This window comes from Pseudoalteromonas sp., assembly GCF_041613455.1.
Classification (GTDB): Bacteria; Pseudomonadota; Gammaproteobacteria; order Enterobacterales; family Alteromonadaceae; genus Pseudoalteromonas.
In genome coordinates this window covers 1-19,495 of sequence record NZ_JBFJHD010000043.1, presented here as the reverse complement: position 1 = coordinate 19,495, position 19,495 = coordinate 1, and the positions used below count along the sequence as shown (strand labels likewise).

Annotated in this window: 17 protein-coding genes; 6 read left to right on the top strand and 11 right to left on the bottom strand. The window is 42.8% G+C overall.

Annotation, left to right across the window (positions count from 1 at the left end; genetic code table 11):
* The 5 genes from ABYB02_RS06610 to gyrA form a co-directional block, all read right to left on the bottom strand.
* On the bottom strand, positions 1 to 227 hold a 227-nt coding region (locus tag ABYB02_RS06610), incomplete at its 3' end, for a S1 RNA-binding domain-containing protein (RefSeq protein ID WP_372761672.1).
* Positions 228 to 322: 95 nt separating this feature from the next.
* Entirely contained in the window at positions 323 to 1,033 is a 711-nt protein-coding gene (gene cmk / locus ABYB02_RS06605) for a (d)CMP kinase (RefSeq protein WP_372761671.1), read from the bottom strand.
* Positions 1,034 to 1,139: 106 nt separating this feature from the next.
* On the bottom strand, positions 1,140 to 2,417 hold the full coding sequence (gene aroA, locus ABYB02_RS06600) for a 3-phosphoshikimate 1-carboxyvinyltransferase (RefSeq protein ID WP_372761670.1): 1,278 nt from the start codon (positions 2,415 to 2,417) through the stop codon (positions 1,140 to 1,142).
* Positions 2,417 to 3,499 carry a 3-phosphoserine/phosphohydroxythreonine transaminase gene (gene serC, locus ABYB02_RS06595; protein WP_372761669.1) on the bottom strand — a complete coding sequence of 361 codons (1,083 nt, stop codon included), beginning with the start codon at positions 3,497 to 3,499 and terminating at the stop codon, positions 2,417 to 2,419. The genes aroA and serC overlap by 1 nt, the downstream gene beginning before the upstream one ends.
* A gap of 305 nt (positions 3,500 to 3,804) precedes the next feature.
* Positions 3,805 to 6,504, bottom strand: coding sequence for a DNA topoisomerase (ATP-hydrolyzing) subunit A (gyrA, locus tag ABYB02_RS06590; protein WP_372761668.1), 2,700 nt, complete (start codon positions 6,502 to 6,504; stop codon positions 3,805 to 3,807).
* A 178-nt stretch (positions 6,505 to 6,682) separates the two neighbouring features.
* Here gyrA and ubiG point away from each other — a divergent pair, with 178 nt between their 5' ends.
* From ubiG to yfaE, 5 genes are all read left to right on the top strand, one after another.
* Positions 6,683 to 7,393: a bifunctional 2-polyprenyl-6-hydroxyphenol methylase/3-demethylubiquinol 3-O-methyltransferase UbiG gene (gene ubiG / locus ABYB02_RS06585; RefSeq protein ID WP_372761667.1), complete on the top strand. Its 711-nt coding sequence runs from the start codon at positions 6,683 to 6,685 to the stop codon at positions 7,391 to 7,393.
* Positions 7,393 to 8,070 carry an HAD family hydrolase gene (locus ABYB02_RS06580; RefSeq protein ID WP_372761666.1) on the top strand — a complete coding sequence of 226 codons (678 nt, stop codon included), beginning with the start codon at positions 7,393 to 7,395 and terminating at the stop codon, positions 8,068 to 8,070. The genes ubiG and ABYB02_RS06580 overlap by 1 nt, the downstream gene beginning before the upstream one ends.
* Positions 8,071 to 8,482: 412 nt before the next feature.
* Positions 8,483 to 10,765, top strand: coding sequence for a class 1a ribonucleoside-diphosphate reductase subunit alpha (nrdA, locus tag ABYB02_RS06575; protein WP_372761665.1), 2,283 nt, complete (start codon positions 8,483 to 8,485; stop codon positions 10,763 to 10,765).
* A gap of 70 nt (positions 10,766 to 10,835) precedes the next feature.
* Positions 10,836 to 11,966: a class Ia ribonucleoside-diphosphate reductase subunit beta gene (gene nrdB, locus ABYB02_RS06570; RefSeq protein ID WP_372761664.1), complete on the top strand. Its 1,131-nt coding sequence runs from the start codon at positions 10,836 to 10,838 to the stop codon at positions 11,964 to 11,966.
* The gene (gene yfaE / locus ABYB02_RS06565; RefSeq protein WP_372761663.1) at positions 11,966 to 12,238 is read left to right on the top strand and encodes a class I ribonucleotide reductase maintenance protein YfaE; all 273 of its coding nucleotides are present in this window, start codon (positions 11,966 to 11,968) and stop codon (positions 12,236 to 12,238) included. Before nrdB ends, yfaE begins: the two co-directional genes overlap by 1 nt.
* 26 nt (positions 12,239 to 12,264) lie before the next feature.
* Here the strand turns inward: yfaE and ABYB02_RS06560 are convergent, their stop codons facing one another.
* Genes ABYB02_RS06560 through ABYB02_RS06540 form a run of 5 tightly spaced genes read right to left on the bottom strand, consistent with a single transcriptional unit; the run spans position 12,265 to position 15,983 of the window.
* On the bottom strand, positions 12,265 to 14,229 hold the full coding sequence (locus ABYB02_RS06560; RefSeq protein WP_372761662.1) for a polymer-forming cytoskeletal protein: 1,965 nt from the start codon (positions 14,227 to 14,229) through the stop codon (positions 12,265 to 12,267).
* Positions 14,229 to 14,741, bottom strand: a complete 513-nt coding sequence (locus ABYB02_RS06555; RefSeq protein WP_372761661.1) for a PilW family protein — start codon at positions 14,739 to 14,741, stop codon at positions 14,229 to 14,231. Before ABYB02_RS06555 ends, ABYB02_RS06560 begins: the two co-directional genes overlap by 1 nt.
* Positions 14,741 to 15,148: a prepilin-type N-terminal cleavage/methylation domain-containing protein gene (locus ABYB02_RS06550; RefSeq protein ID WP_372761660.1), complete on the bottom strand. Its 408-nt coding sequence runs from the start codon at positions 15,146 to 15,148 to the stop codon at positions 14,741 to 14,743. Before ABYB02_RS06550 ends, ABYB02_RS06555 begins: the two co-directional genes overlap by 1 nt.
* Positions 15,142 to 15,594, bottom strand: coding sequence for a GspH/FimT family pseudopilin (locus ABYB02_RS06545; protein WP_372761659.1), 453 nt, complete (start codon positions 15,592 to 15,594; stop codon positions 15,142 to 15,144). The genes ABYB02_RS06550 and ABYB02_RS06545 overlap by 7 nt, the downstream gene beginning before the upstream one ends.
* A complete protein-coding gene (locus tag ABYB02_RS06540; RefSeq protein ID WP_372761658.1) occupies positions 15,585 to 15,983 on the bottom strand; it encodes a type IV pilin protein in 399 nt (132 codons plus the stop codon). The genes ABYB02_RS06545 and ABYB02_RS06540 overlap by 10 nt, the downstream gene beginning before the upstream one ends.
* A gap of 423 nt (positions 15,984 to 16,406) precedes the next feature.
* Here ABYB02_RS06540 and ABYB02_RS06535 point away from each other — a divergent pair, with 423 nt between their 5' ends.
* Positions 16,407 to 18,779 (top strand): TonB-dependent receptor, encoded by a 2,373-nt coding sequence (locus ABYB02_RS06535; protein ID WP_372761657.1) that lies wholly within the window; start codon positions 16,407 to 16,409, stop codon positions 18,777 to 18,779.
* 147 nt (positions 18,780 to 18,926) lie between these two features.
* Here the strand turns inward: ABYB02_RS06535 and ABYB02_RS06530 are convergent.
* On the bottom strand, positions 18,927 to 19,495 hold a 569-nt coding region (locus tag ABYB02_RS06530), incomplete at its 5' end, for an FKBP-type peptidyl-prolyl cis-trans isomerase (RefSeq protein ID WP_372761656.1).

Genomic DNA, 19,495 nt, shown 5'->3' with positions numbered 1-19,495 from the left:
TCAATTGCATCTAGTGCAACATCTACTTCGTCGCCTACAGCAACTTCTAGTTCACCAGCAGCATTTTTGAACTGCTCTGCAGGGATAGCACTTTCTGATTTAAGACCAGCATCTACAAGTACAATGTTGTTCTCGATTGAGATAACAGTACCTTTAACGATAGAGCCTTGCTCTGCTTCAAAACCCTTTAAGCTTTCTTCAAATAACTGCGCAAAATTTTCTGACATACGAATATACGTCTCTATATATTATACCAATAAGCAACCATGCCGCATGGGGTTGTTAAAATAGCACTGGCATCCTGCTGGTGCATAAAATGTGTTTAGCTTCGTTTCGGAAGCCGACCTTCAGAGATCGCAACATCTAATAAAGTAACAACTTTATCAAATACTTGCTCTGCATTTAACTCGCTAGTATCAAGCTCAATAGCATCCTCTGCAGGCACAAGCGGCGCAACAGCACGATTCATATCGCGCTCATCACGAGCTTGGATGTCCTGTAATAGACCACTTAGTGTAACATCAAGACCACGAGCATTCAACTCAGCAAAGCGTCTACGAGCACGTTCTTCTGCGCTCGCGGTTAAAAATATTTTTAACGGTGCATCTTTAAACACCACAGTGCCCATGTCGCGACCATCTGCGATCAGCCCTTTTTCAGTGCGAAATGCACGCTGGCGGCGTAATAATGCCTCGCGTACTCGTGGCAATGCTGCTACTTTCGACGCTGCAGCACCCACTTCTTCGTTGCGAATAGTACGGGTGACATCTTCACCTTCTAACACAACTTTAGCGGCACTCGTTTGGCTATCTACTAAAAACTGCACATCTAAATTAGCAGCTAAAGGCACTAATGCTTCTTCATTATCTAATGCTATTTGATGATGAAGTGCAGCCAGTGATAATACGCGGTATATTGCGCCACTGTCTAACACATCCCATCCCAATTTTTCGGCTAACAAGCGACAAACAGTTCCTTTACCTGAACCACTTGGGCCATCTACGGTGATCACGGGCATTAATAACGCCTGCATTTATAACCTCCTACAATGCACACCTAAATAAACCGCAATATTATACGTCAGTTATTCAAATAGATCGCTATTAGTGTGTTACTTTTTATCAAATAAATTGTAACAGCTACTCACTAACCGATGCTAACACATTGAAAAACGTTGGAAATGTTTTATAAGTACATTTAGGATCATTAATTGTTATTGCCTTGCCACCGACGGCAAGCAGTGCAAAACACATCGCAATGCGGTGATCATCATAGGTATCGATTGCCACATCATTAAATTGCGTTGGCGGGGTGATTTCTATGAAATCGTGCCCTTCAACGACTGCAGCACCTACTTTTCTCAGCTCAGTAGCCATCGCATGTAAGCGATCGGTTTCTTTTACGCGCCAATTATAAATATTACGTATCGCCGTCGGGCCGTCAGCAAACAGTGCCACAGTGGCGAGCGTCATGGCCGCATCAGGAATAGCATTTGCGTCAATATCAACTCCTTTCAGCAGCCCCTTGCGCACCACAAGCCGCTCATCATGCCAGTCTATTTGAGCACCCACTTGCTGCATCACGGTTGCAAAGCCAATATCGCCTTGCACCGACTTCGCCCCCACCCCTTTAATTTCTATTTCGCCCCCGGCAATCGCTGCGGCGGCAATAAAATAAGAGGCCGATGAGGCATCACCTTCAACCATAATGCGCTCAACGGCTTGGTATTGCTGGTTTCCGGTGACACGAAACGTCGCATAGTTATCATGCTCAACCTGCACACCAAAGCGCGCCATTACATCAAGGGTAATATCAATATAGGGCTTTGAAACTAACGTGCCTTTAATGGTGATTGTGGTATCGCCGTTAAATAATGGTGCCGCCATCAGTAATGCGGTTAAAAACTGGCTCGAGATACTGCCATCAATCTCAACTACACCACCATTAATTTGTCCACCCATTATATTTAGCGGTGGATAATCTTTATTTTTTAGATAACGTATATCGCCGCCAAGCGCTTGCAAGGCATCTACTAAATGGCCAATTGGACGCTCTTCCATACGCGGCTCACCAATAAGCTGATACTCGCCTGGCACAGCGGCCAATACAGCGGTAAGTGGGCGATATGCGGTGCCGGCATTGCCTAAAAACAATGCTTCGCTAGGAGTTTTAAACGCCCCTGCCCCCCCTGTCACCGTGGCAACAGTGCGTTCAGCATTTAAGCTTACATCAACACCTAAAAGTTTTAATGCACCCAGCATGTGGCGTATATCATCACTGTCTAACAGGTTTTCAACAACGGTAGTGCCTTGCGCCAGTGCCGCTATTAATAAAATACGATTTGATAAACTTTTTGAACCTGGCAGAGTGACGCTGCCATTTACGCGCGTAATGGGCGCTAAACGTAACTGTTCCATTAACTATTTTCCTTCGCAAACGCAGCCATAAAATCAACCAATGCTTGAACACCTTCAAGCGGCATAGCGTTATAAATACTGGCGCGCATTCCGCCCACAATGCGGTGGCCTTCAAGCGCTAATAAGCCGGCTTCATTTGATTGCGCGACAAATTTACTATTGAGGCTTTCATCATTAAGCCAAAACGGCACATTCATACGTGAGCGACAGTATTTCGCCACTTTGTTAACATAAAAATCTGAATTATCAATAAAGTTATACAGCAGCTCCGCTTTGGCGATATTTTGCTGCTCCATCGCTTTAACTCCGCCATTTTTCTCTAGCCAGTCAAACACTTCTGCCGCTAAGTACCAAGCAAAAGTCGGTGGCGTATTAAACATACTGCCCTGTTTCGCCTCTAGCGCGTAATCTAAAATGCCTGGCTTTGGCAGTCCTTGTCGCTCAAGCAAGGTTTTACGTACAATAACAATCGCAAGACCCGATGGGCCGATGTTTTTCTGAGCGCCCGCATAAATTAGGTCAAATTGATTAACGTCTATCTCACGCGACAAAATAGTAGACGACATATCGGCAATAATTGGCGCTGTAGGATGACGTGGTACGTCAAAAATTTCTAAGCCATCCACCGTCTCGTTAGGACAGTAATGAATGTATGAAGCATCGCTTGGTAACGGCCAGTCTGTAACAGGTTTAATTGAAAACTCACCTGCTGTGTCATTACGAATATCAATCGCTGTTGCTTGCGTGAATTTATGTGCTTCAGCAGTGGCACTTTTTGACCACACGCCATTTTCGCAGTACACCGCAGTTTTATCATCGAGGTGTAAATTCAGTGGCACGGCACTAAATTGTCCACGGCCGCCGCCATGCATAAACAGTACTGCAAACTCTTCACTAATATTCATCAAGCGCCGTAAACTCGCTTCGCATCTCTCGGTCATGGCAATAAATTCTTTGCTGCGATGGCTCATTTCCATCACCGATACACCTAATCCTTGCCAGTCTAGAAATTCTTGTTGTGCTTTTTGCATTACTGCAGGGGGTAACATAGCCGGCCCCGCGCAAAAATTGTATTTAGTCATTACCTTTTCCTCATTCCAGTAATTAAAATTAAACGTCCCCGCTTGTGCTGCTAACAGGCTAGACAGATTATATTCAAGCCGTGACCTGTACTGAGCTTATAACACGCGGTGTAAGCTAGCAGTTGATAATACTCGATACTGAGCATTGAAAAATATCACAGGTAACCACTATATATATAAATAACCGTGTTGCAATTGAGTCTTTTCGCTATTGCTATTATTTAGCGGGTAGTTTAAACCGTTAACTATTAATTTTATTCAACACGCATAAAAAAAGCGGCCTAAGCCGCTTTTTTTAATCTGCGTTATTCTGCAGGAGGATTATCATCCACTACGTCATCAATAGCTGCTGCGACGGTATCACCGTTTTCAACATCGATTAAGTCACTTTCTGTCACTTCAATCTCTTCGATACGTTGTAAACCAACCACTTGCTCGCCGTCAATAGTGCGGATCAAAATAACACCTTGGGTGTTACGCCCGACCGTAGACACTTCATTAACACGGGTACGTACTAAGGTGCCGCGGTTCGAAATAATCATAATTTCGTCGTTGTCATCCACTTGTACTGCACCGACAACAGCGCCATTACGCTCACTCACCTTAATAGAGACCACACCTTGCGTCGCACGACTCTTTGATGGGTAGTCTTCAAGTAAGGTACGTTTACCGTAACCGTTTTCAGTGACGGTTAAAATAGCGCCGTCGGTTTTAGGGACAATTAACGACACGACACGTTGCTCATCGGCCATTTTAATACCACGAACACCGGTTGCAGTACGGCCCATAGGACGTACACCTTTAAACTTAATTTCAGGATTACCGTTTTCGTCTAGTACCGGGTTACCGTTTTCATCAACTACAGCTGACTCTTCGGCTTCTTTGAAGCGCACCACTTTACCAGCATCGGTAAACAACATAATTTCGTTGCTACCATCGGTAATATCAACACCAATTAGGCTATCGCCTTCATTTAGGTTAACCGCAATAATACCGCTGGCACGTTGACGGCTGTACGCCGTTAATGGTGTTTTCTTAACCGTACCAAATGCCGTTGCCATAAAGATGTATTTATCTTCTTCATAGTCACGTACTGGCAATATTGCAGTAATACGTTCATCTGCTTCAAGAGGTAATAAGTTAACAATCGGCTTACCGCGCGCGGCACGACTTGCCAATGGTAACTGATACACTTTAAGCCAATATAAGCGACCCGCTGTTGAGAAACATAAAATAGTATCGTGAGTATTCGCAACCAGAAGACGTTCAATAAAGTCTTCATCTTTCATCTTCGTCGCTGATTTACCTTTACCACCACGACGCTGCGCTTCGTAATCAGACAATGCCTGATACTTCACGTAACCTTCGTGCGATAGTGTAACCACCACGTTTTCTTCGGTAATAAGGTCTTCAAGGCTAATATCGTGCGCCGCCGCATTTATTTCTGTACGACGTTCATCACCATATTGCGCTTTAATTTCAACTAACTCATCACGTATCACTTCCATCAAACGCTCAGGGCTTGATAAAATATTTAGTAATTCAGCAATTAAATCTAATAGTGATTGATATTCGCTAAGAATTTTTTCGTGTTCTAAGCCGGTTAGTTTATGTAAACGTAAATCTAGGATCGCTTGGGCTTGTTGCTCAGAAATATAGTACTGGCCATCGCGAATACCTAATTCAGCTGCCAACCAATCTGGGCGTGCCACATTATCTTCGCCAGCTTTATCAAGCATCGCTTTAACGTTACCTAACTCCCACGAACGCGCTGTTAGTGCCACTTTAGCTTCAGCTGGAGTCGGTGAATTACGAATAAGCTCGATAATTGGGTCAATATTTGCCAGTGCAATTGCTAAGCCTTCTAGCATGTGAGCACGGTCGCGCGCTTTGCGTAGATCAAACACCGTACGACGGGTAACTACTTCGCGGCGATGAATAATAAACTCTTCAAGCATTTCTTTTAAGTTGAAACACTTAGGCTGGTTATTAATCAAGGCAACCATGTTCATGCCAAACACAGTTTGTAACTGCGTCTGTGCGTATAGGTTGTTTAAGATAACTTCGCCAACATCACCACGTTTAATTTCGATAACGATACGCATACCGTCTTTATCGGATTCATCGCGTAGTGCACTAATACCTTCAATTTTTTTATCTTTTACGAGCTCAGCGATTTTTTCAATCAAACGCGCTTTATTAACTTGATAAGGAATTTCGTGAACTATGATGGTTTCGCGGTGTGTTTTTTCATCCACTTCAATTTCCGCGCGGGCACGCATGTACACTTTACCACGACCCGTTAAGTAGGCTTGTTCAATGCCTTTTTTGCCGTTGATAATTGCCGCTGTCGGGAAATCAGGACCTGGAATATAATCCATTAACTCATGGATAGTTAAATCAGGGTTTTGAATCAGCGCTAAACAGCCGTTAACCACTTCGGTTAAGTTATGTGGTGGAATGTTAGTCGCCATACCTACCGCAATACCCGAAGAGCCATTAACTAATAAATTAGGCACTCTGGTTGGTAATACGTCAGGAATTTGCTCTGTACCGTCGTAGTTAGGAACGAAATCAACCGTTTCTTTATCTAAGTCGGCTAATAACTCATGCGACATTTTTGCCATACGTACTTCGGTATAACGCATTGCCGCTGCTGAATCACCATCTACCGAACCGAAGTTACCTTGGCCATCTACTAACATATAACGCAGTGAGAATGGCTGTGCCATACGGACTATGGTGTCATAAACTGCACTATCGCCGTGTGGGTGGTATTTACCGATTACGTCACCGACCACACGGGCCGATTTTTTGTAAGGTTTGTTCCAGTCATTACTAAGCTCGTTCATTGCAAACAAAACGCGACGGTGAACTGGTTTTAAACCATCACGTACGTCTGGTAATGCACGTCCTACAATTACACTCATGGCGTAATCTAAGTAGGAGTTTTTTAACTCGTCTTCAATATTGACTGGCAGAATTTCATTGGCGAGATCAGTCATTTGATATCACATTCCTTCAGTATCTGCTCTTAAATACCCACTATTAGGTACCAAGAGTATTTGCTATTATTACTAAACAAACATGCTACCACAATTAATTTTAATTTACAGGCGCAAAACTTTGCGATTTAGCAATTTAGCCCTATATAATGGCCCCAGATTGACGAGGAAGTATTTTATGACCGAACATCAAAATGTAGATCATGCAGAAATTGCAAAATTTGAGGCCATCGCAGAGCGTTGGTGGGATTTAGACGGCGAATTTAAGCCATTACACGAAATTAACCCCTTACGGTTAGACTTTATAGCCAACAAAAGCGGCGGCTTGTTTGCCAAAGAAACCTTAGATGTAGGCTGTGGCGGCGGTATTTTAAGCCAGAGCATGGCACGTATGGGCGCTGACGTAACCGGTATCGATATGGGCCAAGAGCCGTTAACGGTGGCTAAATTACATAGCCTAGAGACAGGGGTAAAGGTCGATTACATTAAAGTACCGGCAGAGCAATTTGCCGAGCAACATCCAGCGCGCTTTGATGTGGTCACCTGTATGGAAATGTTAGAGCATGTACCGGATCCAGCGTCTATTATTCACGCCGTCGCCGAACTTGCAAAACCCGGCGCTGATGTGTTTTTTTCAACCCTAAATAAAACCCCCAAAGCTTATTTATACGCCATTATAGGCGCTGAAAAAATATTAAAAATGGTGCCCGAAGGCACGCACGATCACAAAAAATTTATTAAACCCGCACAGTTAATTGCCTGGGCCGAGCAAGCGGGTTTAAAAGTACGCGGCAGCGCAGGCTTAAGCTATAACCCATTATCAAAACAATACACATTAAATACCGATGTCAGTGTCAATTACATCCTTCATTTTGAGAAGTTAGCGTAATGGCTAACTCTCACATCACCCAACCAATAGCATACGATGCCTTTTTATTTGATTTAGACGGCACCTTGCTCGATACCGCCGATGATTTAGGCGCGGCGTTAAATACGGTGTTACGCAACCACCAATTAGCCGAAGTCCCCGCCACGGTATACCGCCCTGTCGCCTCTAATGGCGCTGCAGCACTTTTAGCAGCTGGCTTCAAAGAGCATTGGGCACAGCAAGATCAAGCTACGCTCATTCAACAGTTGATAACTGCCTACGCCGCAAGCATCGCCAGCCATACAGTGTGTTTTGCCGGCATAGAACCGCTACTTATCGCCCTTGAGCAAAAAAACATCCAATGGGGAATAATGACCAATAAGCCCGGCTTTTTAACCGAGCCGTTAGTGGCCGCCATTCCTGCGTTAAAAAATGCGCAAGTGATTGTCAGTGGTGATACATTAGCCGAAGCAAAACCCTCGCCGTTACCATTACTACACTGCGCACAATTAATGAACGTTGACCCTAGTCGCTGTTTGTATATCGGCGATGCTGAGCGTGATATTGAAGCCGGTAAAGCAGCCGGCATGCACACCGCCACCGCATTGTGGGGCTATGTACCCGATAAAGCGACTGCGTTAAGCTGGCAAGCCGATTTTAATTGGCAAACTCCCATTTGTGGATTTAACCATATATAGTGCCATGTTAATTATTAACCACTATATATTGTGATTATGTTAGTTTACACACCCAGCTTGGTGATAAAAAAAGCAGTCGAAATATATTTTCAAAAAGGGCAAATTTAGTCGATCCTGAGTTGATTTTTGTAAATTTCAACTTAATCGATTGGTCGAAGGTTAATGCTCACTAACACAATGGCGTTATCCCAACGTTATCCACAATAAGTGAGATTTCTGTCCCTTGCAAAACTGCGCTGACCACACTATCTTGTGATCTCTAATTTGAACAACACCAGATATTGTGGCTAAATGTTATTCAATAAAACTCGCCTGGTGCAGGTGTAAACAATAATAAATGAATAAATACGCGATTCGTTGCGTATTAATCATTAGTCAAAATACTTAATTTCCAAGGAATACAGGCAAAACTATGAACCAACAGTTATCTGTAAGCAAACGTGACGGCCGTAAAGAACCGTTAGATCTTGATAAGATCCATCGCGTTATTGAATGGGCAGCCGAAGGGTTAAATAACGTTTCGGTATCGCAAGTTGAGTTAAAGTCTCACATTCAATTTTACGATGGCATTCGTACCAAAGACATTCACGAAACCATCATTAAAGCTGCCGCAGATCAGATCTCTAAAGAATCGCCTGATTACCAATACCTGTCTGCTCGCTTAGCTGTATTCCATTTGCGTAAAAAAGCCTATGGCCAGTTTGAGCCACCGCGTTTATTTGATCATGTAACAAAAATGGTTGAGGAAAAACGTTACGACGCGCACCTATTAATTGATTACACCGAAGCCGAATTGGATGAGTTAGACGCCTACTTAGATCACAGCCGCGATCTTAATTTTAGCTACGCAGCAGTGAAGCAGCTAGAAGGTAAATACTTAGTACAAAACCGTGTTACCGGTGAAATTTATGAAAGCGCACAGTTTTTATACATTTTAGTGGCTGCCAGTTTATTTTCTGACTACCCACGTGACACGCGTATTGATTACATTAAACGCTTTTACGATGCGGTTTCAACGTTTAAGATTTCATTACCAACGCCTATTATGTCGGGTGTGCGTACCCCAACCCGCCAGTTTAGTTCGTGTGTACTGATTGAATGTGACGACAGCCTAGATTCAATCAACGCAACGTCATCGGCGATTGTTAAATATGTATCGCAACGTGCCGGCATAGGCATTAATGCGGGGCGTATTCGCGCTTTAGGCAGCCATATTCGTAACGGTGAAGCATACCACACCGGCTGTATTCCGTTTTATAAGCACTTTCAAACAGCGGTTAAAAGCTGTTCGCAAGGCGGTGTTCGTGGCGGCGCAGCCACCTTGTTCTATCCGCTGTGGCATTTAGAGGTCGAAAACTTACTGGTACTTAAAAATAACCGCGGTGTAGAAGACAACCGTGTGCGCCATTTAGATTACGGCGTGCAATTTAATAAACTGATGTATGCACGCTTGATAAAAGACGATTACATTACTTTATTTAGCCCATCAGATGTGCCAGGTCTATACGATGCGTTTTTCGAAGATCAAGACAAGTTTGATGAACTCTACGTAAAATATGAGCAAGACGAATCCATTCGTAAAAAGCGTATTAAAGCTATTGAGTTGTTCTCAATGTTTGCACAAGAGCGTGCCAGCACCGGACGTATTTACTTACAAAACGTCGATCACTGTAATACCCATAGCCCATTTATTGCCGACGTTGCGCCGATTCGCCAATCTAACTTGTGTTTAGAAATTGCATTACCGACTAAACCACTAAGTAACGTCAATGACGAAGACGGTGAAATTGCTTTATGTACGTTATCGGCATTTAACCTTGGCGCAATTGAATCGCTTGATGAATTAGAAGAGCTTGCAGAGCTTGCGGTACGTGCCCTAGACAACTTACTTGATTTTCAAGACTACCCAGTACCGGCCGCTAAAAATGCCACTATGGGACGTCGTACACTCGGCATAGGCGTGATTAACTACGCATATTACCTAGCTAAAAACGGCAAACGTTATTCAGATGGCAGCGCCAATGCACTGACACACAAAACATTTGAAGCAATTCAATATTACTTAATGAAGGCATCAAATGAGCTGGCGAAAGAACGTGGTGCGTGTCCTCTGTTTAACGAAACCACCTATTCACAAGGTATTATGCCAACCGATACCTACAAGCGTGATTTAGATAAAATTTGTGATGAGCCATTGCACCTTGATTGGGATAGCCTGCGTGCCAGCATTAAAGAGCACGGTATGCGTAACTCAACGCTGAGTGCGTTAATGCCATCAGAAACATCGTCGCAAATCTCAAACGCAACTAATGGTATTGAGCCACCGCGTGGTCACATAAGCGTTAAAGCAAGTAAAGACGGTATTTTAAAGCAAGTAGTGCCTGAGTATGAACGCTTAAAAGATAACTATGAATTATTATGGGATATCCCTTCTAATGATGGTTACTTACAATTGGTTGGTATTATGCAAAAATTTGTCGACCAAGCAATTTCGGCTAATACAAACTACGATCCGAGTAAATTTGAAGGCGGCCGCGTGCCAATGAAAGTGTTGTTAAAAGACTTACTAAGTGCCTACAAGCTTGGCGTAAAAACCCTGTATTACCACAACACCCGTGACGGTGCATCAGACGCTCAAGAGGACACCCCAGATCTTGAAGATGATGATTGTGCAGGCGGCGCGTGTAAAATATAACGCGTCAGTTTTACATTGTTAAGCGGGCTTCATTGCCCGCTTTGTTATAATCGTTTTTTGAGTGATAACCATGTCTTATACTACTTTTAGTCGTAAACATAATGACCAAATGCAAGAGCCAATGTTTTTTGGTCAAACCGTTAACGTGTCGCGTTACGATCAACAAAAATACCCTATTTTTGAAAAACTGATAGAAAAACAACTGTCTTTCTTCTGGCGCCCTGAAGAAGTTGACGTCAGTAAAGACCGTTTAGACTTTCAAGCGCTACCCGAACACGAAAAGCACATATTTTTAAGTAATTTAAAGTATCAAACCTTACTTGATAGTGTACAAGGTCGCTCACCAAACGTCGCGCTACTGCCTATTGTGTCGTTACCTGAGCTTGAAACATGGATTGAAACCTGGGCCTTTAGTGAAACCATTCACAGCCGTTCGTACACGCACATTATTCGCAACGTAACGCAAGCGCCTGAACTGATTTTTGATGATATCGTCGGCAATGACAAAATTAGTGAGCGCGCCGATGCGGTGACTAAATACTATGACGACTTAATTAATGCTGTGTCGTTGTATAACCTATACGGTGAAGGCAAGCACGAGATTAACGGTGAAACGGTACTGGTTAATTTATTTGAGCTGAAAAAGAAGCTCTACTTGGCGATGATGTCGGTAAATATTTTAGAAGCGATTCGTTTTTATGTTAGTTTTGCTTGTTCGTTTGCTTTTGCCGAACGTGAATTAATGGAAGGTAATGCCAAAATCATCAAGCTGATTGCACGTGATGAAGCACTGCATCTTTCTGGCACGCAGCATATTTTAAATATTATGCAAGACGGTAAAGACGACCCGGAAATGGCAGTCGTTGCCGCACAGTGTCGTGAACAAGCAATTCAAATGTTTATTGATGCAGCAGAGCAAGAAAAAGAATGGGCAGATTACCTGTTTAAAGACGGCTCTATGATTGGCTTAAACAAACACATTTTATGTCAATACGTGGAATACATAACCAATGCTCGCATGACTGCGCTAGGCTTACCGGCACAGTTTAAAAATAACAGTAACCCTATTCCATGGATCAATTCATGGCTGGTATCTGATAACGTGCAAGTGGCTCCGCAAGAAGCAGAGATCAGCTCCTACCTAGTAGGTCAAATCGACTCGCAAGTTGATGCCGCTGAATTCGGTGACTTTGATTTATAATGACTGAACGTACCACTGCAAGTATTACACTTGCAGATAACAGCCAGTGCATAGAATTTAGCACTGGCTGCCCGTCTATTCTACAATGCTTAGAATCACAAAAAATAGAAGTTGCTTATCAATGTCGTGAAGGTTATTGCGGCGCCTGCAGAGCGACCTTGATTTCTGGAAGTGTCGATTACAGCGAAGAGCCGCTCGCCTTTGTGCGCGACGGTGAAATACTATTGTGCTGTTGTAAACCACAAGGTGACATTAGCATCAGCTTAAAGTAACTCTGTTAACAACTAAAGCGGCGACGTTAGCTGTCGTCAGCTTCATCGTTATACTCATCATCATCTTCTTCATCGCCGGTGGTTGCGTAAGGTGCAAAAATCCACTTTTTAAATATCAATTTACTGCTAACGGCTACACCGCCAGTCTCACCACCAAAACTGGCATTTTTTAAAGCCGTATCATAATGAATGCTTCCACCGCCTTTAGAAGTAACCGTTTCGCCTAATAGGGAGCCTTTAAAACCAGCATTGGATGTAACATTAACTTGTGTATACGGAGCATAAACAGCTGCATAAATCATTTTATGACCACCAGAAAGTTTTACTCCCTCATCAGCCCCCACATAGCTACTATATATACTAAATACTGGCCGCCCCTCTGGAGTGAGTCCATACACTGGAGTATTCACGGTAGAATTAGCACGAAGATCTGTTTTACCTTTGACTATTAAGGTTAAACTACTGTTGTCTGGAATGGTGATTGAACCTGATGCCGTCAACGTAAAGTCACCATTAATGTACATCACCACATGATGATTTTCGGCAATTTCTAAACGCCCTTTAATAAGGGCATCATTAAAATAATACATTGGAGTATTAACATCTAAAAACTTGCTATCCAGTGCGTTGATCTCTCCTGTTGGGGAACTGCCTTTAGGAACAGTAAATTCTGCGTGCATCGTTTGCATTGGCAACACGCCTTTGTTACCAACAATAAGATCTGGACCATTACTTGAAGGCGCTGCAGCATCAACTTGTTTTAGTAAGTTTAAAGGATCACATTGACTCCCCCCCTCTACGACAGTAGCTATTTCTACAACTTCAACTTCAGGAACTTCGGCAATGTTTATTTCATCATAATTGACATGATATGGCGAAAACCAATATTTATGACCTATTGGAAATTGGTGCTCACCCACTCTCGGCGGTGTGGCATAACGTAACTTATCGTCCTTGATCTGAGCGTCACCTGACAGCTTAACAAACCCTTTAACAAGCAATGCGTCGCTATTATTACCGGCATTGAGCTCACCACTCACTTGCGAGAAATCGCCAAGTACCTGCACTCCGTTGGCAACATCAGCATTGTTTAAGCTCGCACCTTGATTGGCAAGGAGATAGCCCGGAACATAGGTATTGATCACCGTTACATGTGCTCTGCTACGTATATTGCCCCCAACCGAAGAACCACTTGCGATGTAGATATTCCCATTGGCAATAATACTCCCGCCCACGTCTGCACTTTGCTGATAATCTAAAACAACCGACACATCCCCGCCGATAGTCGATTTATTATTAATTGTGAGGTTACCATTACTGTGCACATTACCCGAGATTTCGGCACTTTCAATTAATAGATCGCCCGAAGCAACAACATTCCCCTGAATACGCGTATTACCTTTAAAGGTAACTTCAGATTGGTTGCCTAAAGTCTGCACTATGGACTCATGCTGTTTATTTTGGCTGCCATCAGGCAAGGTGTCGTTATAATCTCCTAGTGAAGAGTCATAACTGTCTACTTCACCATGTCCGGCAAATGCAACGCCTGAACACGCAGTCACGCCTTCTGGAAACTCTGACTGCGGCGGCCCTGCTTTGCTACCTTGGACAAATTCAAACACTGCTTGCAGGGTATTTTCGCCTTCAAAACGTTTACCTAGGCTTGAGACCACTATATTACCATCATCATCAAGTTTAATTGTGCCGTTAAATTGGCTGCCTTTGAGCTCACCGCTACCCGAGACCCCGGTATTCGCTGCCACTAAATCGTTTAGGCTAATCAGCGGATCGCCTTCAACCGTCTGTTGTAATTGCTCCATACTGGCAAATACGCCTTTATCACTCATTAATCGTGCATTGAGTTTCTTTTGAAAATTGCCACTTAGTCGCTCTTGAAATACCGTGTCTTTCAGTGAACTTAACACCACAATAGAGGCAATCGAAGTGAGTATTAGTACAATAACAAGCGTAAAACCCGATGTATGTTTCATTAACCAAACGCCTTATTCATCACAATTTGCGACAAGGCAATATCAATTGCCAATGTGTTATTAAACTGCTCTGGTAAATTTTCCGGAGTCACAAATACCGTCACTACCTCGTCAGTAATGGTATAGTTAATAGCCGTGATCCCTCTGAGGATTTTAATTTTACCGTCGCCGATATCACAAAATAATGCGTCGCCTTGATGGCTATATTGCTCAATAAAAGGCGTATTGATCTGCTCTCCGGTACACGCCCGCGCCCCCGCATTTTGCTGCACAAATAAAATATCATTACTATAGTGTGGCTTGGCTGCTGTTTGTTTGAAGCTACGAGTAAATACATTACTACTAAAACGGATCACTTCGAGTGCATTTTCTAAACCTTTGGCGGTATTGGTTGTGGTATTAATAGCAGAATAAGCAAGGCTTACTCCTGCTAATAAAAACATCCCTGCAGCTAGGGCAACCATCAGCTCTATTAATGTAAAACCTGCGTGTTTACGGTTAGATACGCTCATTACACACACCCTGGCGGTAACTGTGGGAAGCTCCCCGTCAGCACAACGCGATTTTCTAAGTTGTCGGTCAAACGTTTATCTTCCCAACTTACTGCAACGTTAAGGTCATTAGAAAAATTGGCCGGCAAAGTTAAGCTATACGCTGTGTTTTGCGGGGCTAAATAATTTCTAAAATTAGCGTCGTTGTACAAGCTGGGGTTACTTTGCTGTAACTCGCATAAGTGTGGCCAAATACGCTCAACTACATTATTAGCTTCGATAATAGACACCGTATAATTAAAGCTATTAGTGATATATTGCAATGATTTTAATTGCGCTGCTGCTAACCCTAATAACCCGACACTTGCGACCACCATCGCTATCATCACTTCAAGTAATGAAAACCCGTTATTATTGTTAACTAACATGTTGCAGGTCCTTCTACTAACCAGCTTTGTCCGCTTTGTAAAATACACAGCAGAAAGTAATTTTCTTTGTCATTATTATTTATAACTTTAAATTGATAACTCGTATCAAGTTCACCGCTACTGGAAATAGCAACATCCGCAAAATTTATTTCAATACTGTCATGAGTCACGGTAAACACATTAAGTGTTGTTTGCGAGCCATCTATTTCGCTCTGCACTTGCCACTGTTCCTCGTCGGCAATTATACTCACTGCTTGTTCGCGTTTAATGGCTTCACTGCGGGCGAACTTATACACACCATGTAGTTGATTTGCGTTAGTCACAAGCCGGTCTCGGTTAATAAAACTACTAAAAGAAGGCGTTGCAACGGCAGCTAATAGCCCTATAACACTTAATACCACCATCATTTCGATAAGGGTGAAGCCCAAACGTGTGTTTACCAACATTTAGCGGCTCCAGCACTCTTTATGCCACTTTGATTAACAACCAGTGCTCCACACTTATCTGAACTCTGCGCCCCTTTTGGAGTTGCTGTCAATGTAAACTCACTGCCATCAGAGCTGCTTGCTGTGGCATCTGATTGATAGCTGAATGAATAATAATCCGATGCGGGAAAAACGTAACTGTCGGGATAGCCACCTACACGGGTGTACTGGCGCTCTAACACGGCAGTTTGCTGGAGCAATACTTGCTGTACATCAGCGCGCCTACTTTGCTGCATATAAGAAGTATAACTAGGTAACGCCACTGAATAGAGAATACCGATAATGGCGATTGTTATCATTAATTCAATTAGCGTAAAACCGTGCTGGTCTGTTAATTTAAATCTCTGCATGTTATTCAAACTCTACCATTTATATGAATGCTATGATCAGCAGCTACTTTTTCGTAATAAAAACATAAAACAAAATAAAGTATGAGATTCAACCATAGTAGGTAAGCTGTTAATTTTGTCAATAGATAAATTGTCAACAGGATATAATTTCAATAAAAACAATAGATTAGCATTTGCGATAACTGTTAAGCAGATATTATGGTACGACAGCAAGCAATACAAACAGCTAACCAATATTAAACTAAAGTATTAGAGTTTAGCTTTTTTTGAGCAAAAAATTGTGTATTTGTTAACAAGCTGAAGATTAAATTGTGCGGATTAATGCCATCAGTAGCCACTAAAGTTATACTATAACATTATTGCTTAGTTGTTTTTGTAGTGTTATATTATATCACAACGTAGCAACTACTAACTAAAAGACTCATGACAAAGCTAACATTAATTTCCTCTGCAATTTTTTCTGTTTTATGTTCTCAATCTGTATTAGCCGCCACAATTAATGGCACAGTAACAGACAATAAAAACAAACCCATTGAAAACGCCACCGTGCATGTGCACGGCAAATCTAAAAGCGTTACAACCAACCAACGCGGTGAATTTAGCATCGATGTTGATAATGCTGGACAACTGCATATCAGTAAAGATAACTACAGCGATTCACGTATTGCTATCAATGATGCGTCTAACAATATTGTGGTGTCTTTAACGCCAACCTCTATCGAAACCGTGGTTGTTTACGCTTCGGCTTTGCATAAAAACAGTTTAGAAATGATTTCTCCGGTCAATGTGATCGCAGGAGACGAGCTGCGCAATAAAGCAAAACCAACTTTAGGTGAAACGCTTAAAGGCCTACCGGGTGTTAACGCCAGCTACTTTGGTCCGGTTTCATCAAGCCCTATTATACGTGGCCTAGATGGCCCTCGGGTTAAAATCACTCAAAACGGCCTAGATAGCAGTGATGCATCACGTATCGGTCCGGATCATGCGACTTCTAGCGACAGTTTAGCCGCCGAACAAATTGAAGTATTACGCGGGCCTAGTACCCTACTTTATGGCTCAGGCGCCATTGGCGGTGTGGTGAACGTGGTTGATAACCGTATTCCGACCAATAATATAGATGAATTAACCGGTGCCGTTGAATTTAGTCACGACTCAGTATCTAACGCTAATACCTTGGCTGCTAAAATCGAAAGCGGTTATAACAATTTTAACTTCCATTTTGATGGCACTAAGCGCAGCGGCGATGATTATCAAACGCCTCGATTTAATGAGATCCACGAAGACGGTGATATTGAAAGTAAACACTCAGTAGAAAATACCTTTATTGACAGTGAAACAGTCAATTTTGGTACCAGCTATGTAGGTGAACACCTTACTGTGGGTGTATCTTATGGCAAAATAAAAACAGACTATGGTATTCCTGGTCACGAGCATGACCACGGACATGAACATGCACACGACCATGCAGCCGAAGAAGAGCACCACGATGAGCAAAGCCATGAAGAAACTCCCGTTTATGCTCAGTTAGAGCAAGATCGTTGGCAAGCCCTGATAAGCTATGCGCTACATAATAACTGGGTAGAAACCATTAATTTACGCCTAGGTTATACCGACTATACGCACAGCGAAATAGAACACGGCGAAGTGGGCACCACCTTTAAAAACAACACCACAGAAGCCCGTTTAAACGTAGAGCATCGATTAGCTGACTGGCACGGTATGGTGGGTTATCACTACAGTGATTCTGATTACGATGCTAACGGCGAAGAAGCCTTTACCCCGGCAAGTGTTACAACCAGCCATGCAGTTTATGTATTAGAAGAACGCGAATTTGGTGATGTTACGCTAGAATTGGGCGCCCGTGTTGAAGAGTATAAAATACAAAGCCAAATCACCGCGCACCATCACGATCATGACGCCACGGAGCACGCCACTGAAGAAGCAGTTGACTACAGCAAACGCTTCACTAACGTAAGTGCCTCTGTCGGTGCCATTTGGCAATATACCCCTGGCCATAGCTTTGCTGCGAGTTTATCTCACTCTGAACGTGCCCCGCTCTCTGCAGAGCTGTTATCAAATGGCTTGCACATTGCAACTGGTACCTATGAGCTTGGTCTTGGTTATCATATTGAAGACGGTGAAGCGCACTTTGAACCCGACAATATTAAACAAGAAACCTCTACCAATCTTGATTTAGGCTTTAGACGCTTTAGCGGTGACTTTGGTTACACAGTAAACTTTTTTTACAACGATATTAAAAACTTTTACTTTCAAGAAAATACCGGTTTAGTGTTTGATGAAGAGCATGGCTTAGAGCAAGCCAACAACGGCCATGACCATGGTGTGGCGGTTTATCAATTTACCAGTAAAGACGCTGAGCTTTATGGTTTAGAGTTTGATGCCCATTATAACCTTAACTCACGCACTATGATAAAAGTATTCGGTGACACGACGCGAGCGAAATTAAAGCAAGACGATGAAAACTTGCCGCGCATCCCTGCCAACAAATTAGGCTCTGAGTTAGCGTATAATGTCGGTAATTGGCAGCTTTCATTAACCGGTACCCATTATTTCTCGCAAAATGATATTACCGCGTATGAGACTAAAACCGACGGTTATACCTTATTTGATGCTCAAGCTAACTATCAGCTAGATTTAGGTAAGCTGGATACACAACTGTATATCAACGTCGATAACATTACCGATGAACTTGGTTTTGTACATAGCTCATTTATAAAAGACACCGCGCCGTTACCTGGCAGAAATATCCGCGTGGGTATACGTGGCTACTTTTAATCTGCGTTAATGCAACAGCCTCTTCTCAGGGGCTGTTAAATTATTTTACGTTTATAGCTAGCAAATACAAAAAAGCCGCATTCATAACTATGAATGCGGCTTTTTATTGAGTGCTAACACTAACACTCAAATCAACACTTAAAACTATTAAGCGATGATTTCGTGTAGTTCAACATCAAAAACAAGTGTTGAGTAAGGTGCGATTGCAGCACCGGCACCACGTTCACCATAAGCAAGCTCATGAGGAACGTATAAACGCCATTTAGTGCCTGCTGGCATCATTTGTAATGCTTCAGTCCAACCTTTGATCACGCCACCTACTGGGAACTCAGCTGGTTGACCGCGCTCGTATGAGCTATCAAATACAGTACCGTTAATTAATGTACCGTGGTAATCAACACGAACCGTTGATTCAGCAGTTGGCTTTTCGCCTTCACCTGTAGAAATCACTTCGTATTGTAGGCCTGACTCAGTAACAGTAACTTCAGGACGTTTTGCATTTTCTTCTAAGAATGCAATACCTTCAGCCGCTAATACTTTAGATTCTGCTTCACGACGAGCTTGGATCTCTTCGTTAATTTTTTCAAATGCAGCTTGGATCTCAGGGATCTCAACTTGAAAAGCGCTACCTGCGTACGCATCTTTCATGCCTTCAAACACTGAATTTAGGTTTAAGCCTTCAAAAGGATTAGACTTAAGTTGCTCACCCATTTGTA

Excerpts from the sequence above, each read along its gene's own strand:
- ABYB02_RS06545 (WP_372761659.1), bottom strand. The coding sequence starts at position 15,594 with ATGTTGGTAAACACACGTTTGGGCTTCACCCTTATCGAAATGATGGTG.
- nrdB (WP_372761664.1), top strand. The coding sequence starts at position 10,836 with ATGTCTTATACTACTTTTAGTCGTAAACATAATGACCAAATGCAAGAG.
- gyrA (WP_372761668.1), bottom strand. The coding sequence starts at position 6,504 with ATGACTGATCTCGCCAATGAAATTCTGCCAGTCAATATTGAAGACGAG.
- aroA (WP_372761670.1), bottom strand. The coding sequence starts at position 2,417 with ATGGAACAGTTACGTTTAGCGCCCATTACGCGCGTAAATGGCAGCGTC.
- ABYB02_RS06550 (WP_372761660.1), bottom strand. The coding sequence starts at position 15,148 with ATGTTAGTTAACAATAATAACGGGTTTTCATTACTTGAAGTGATGATA.
- serC (WP_372761669.1), bottom strand. The coding sequence starts at position 3,499 with ATGACTAAATACAATTTTTGCGCGGGGCCGGCTATGTTACCCCCTGCA.
- ABYB02_RS06535 (WP_372761657.1), top strand. The coding sequence starts at position 16,407 with ATGACAAAGCTAACATTAATTTCCTCTGCAATTTTTTCTGTTTTATGT.
- ABYB02_RS06555 (WP_372761661.1), bottom strand. The coding sequence starts at position 14,741 with ATGAGCGTATCTAACCGTAAACACGCAGGTTTTACATTAATAGAGCTG.
- cmk (WP_372761671.1), bottom strand. The coding sequence starts at position 1,033 with ATGCAGGCGTTATTAATGCCCGTGATCACCGTAGATGGCCCAAGTGGT.
- nrdA (WP_372761665.1), top strand. The coding sequence starts at position 8,483 with ATGAACCAACAGTTATCTGTAAGCAAACGTGACGGCCGTAAAGAACCG.
- yfaE (WP_372761663.1), top strand. The coding sequence starts at position 11,966 with ATGACTGAACGTACCACTGCAAGTATTACACTTGCAGATAACAGCCAG.
- ABYB02_RS06560 (WP_372761662.1), bottom strand. The coding sequence starts at position 14,229 with ATGAAACATACATCGGGTTTTACGCTTGTTATTGTACTAATACTCACT.
- ubiG (WP_372761667.1), top strand. The coding sequence starts at position 6,683 with ATGACCGAACATCAAAATGTAGATCATGCAGAAATTGCAAAATTTGAG.
- ABYB02_RS06540 (WP_372761658.1), bottom strand. The coding sequence starts at position 15,983 with ATGCAGAGATTTAAATTAACAGACCAGCACGGTTTTACGCTAATTGAA.
- ABYB02_RS06580 (WP_372761666.1), top strand. The coding sequence starts at position 7,393 with ATGGCTAACTCTCACATCACCCAACCAATAGCATACGATGCCTTTTTA.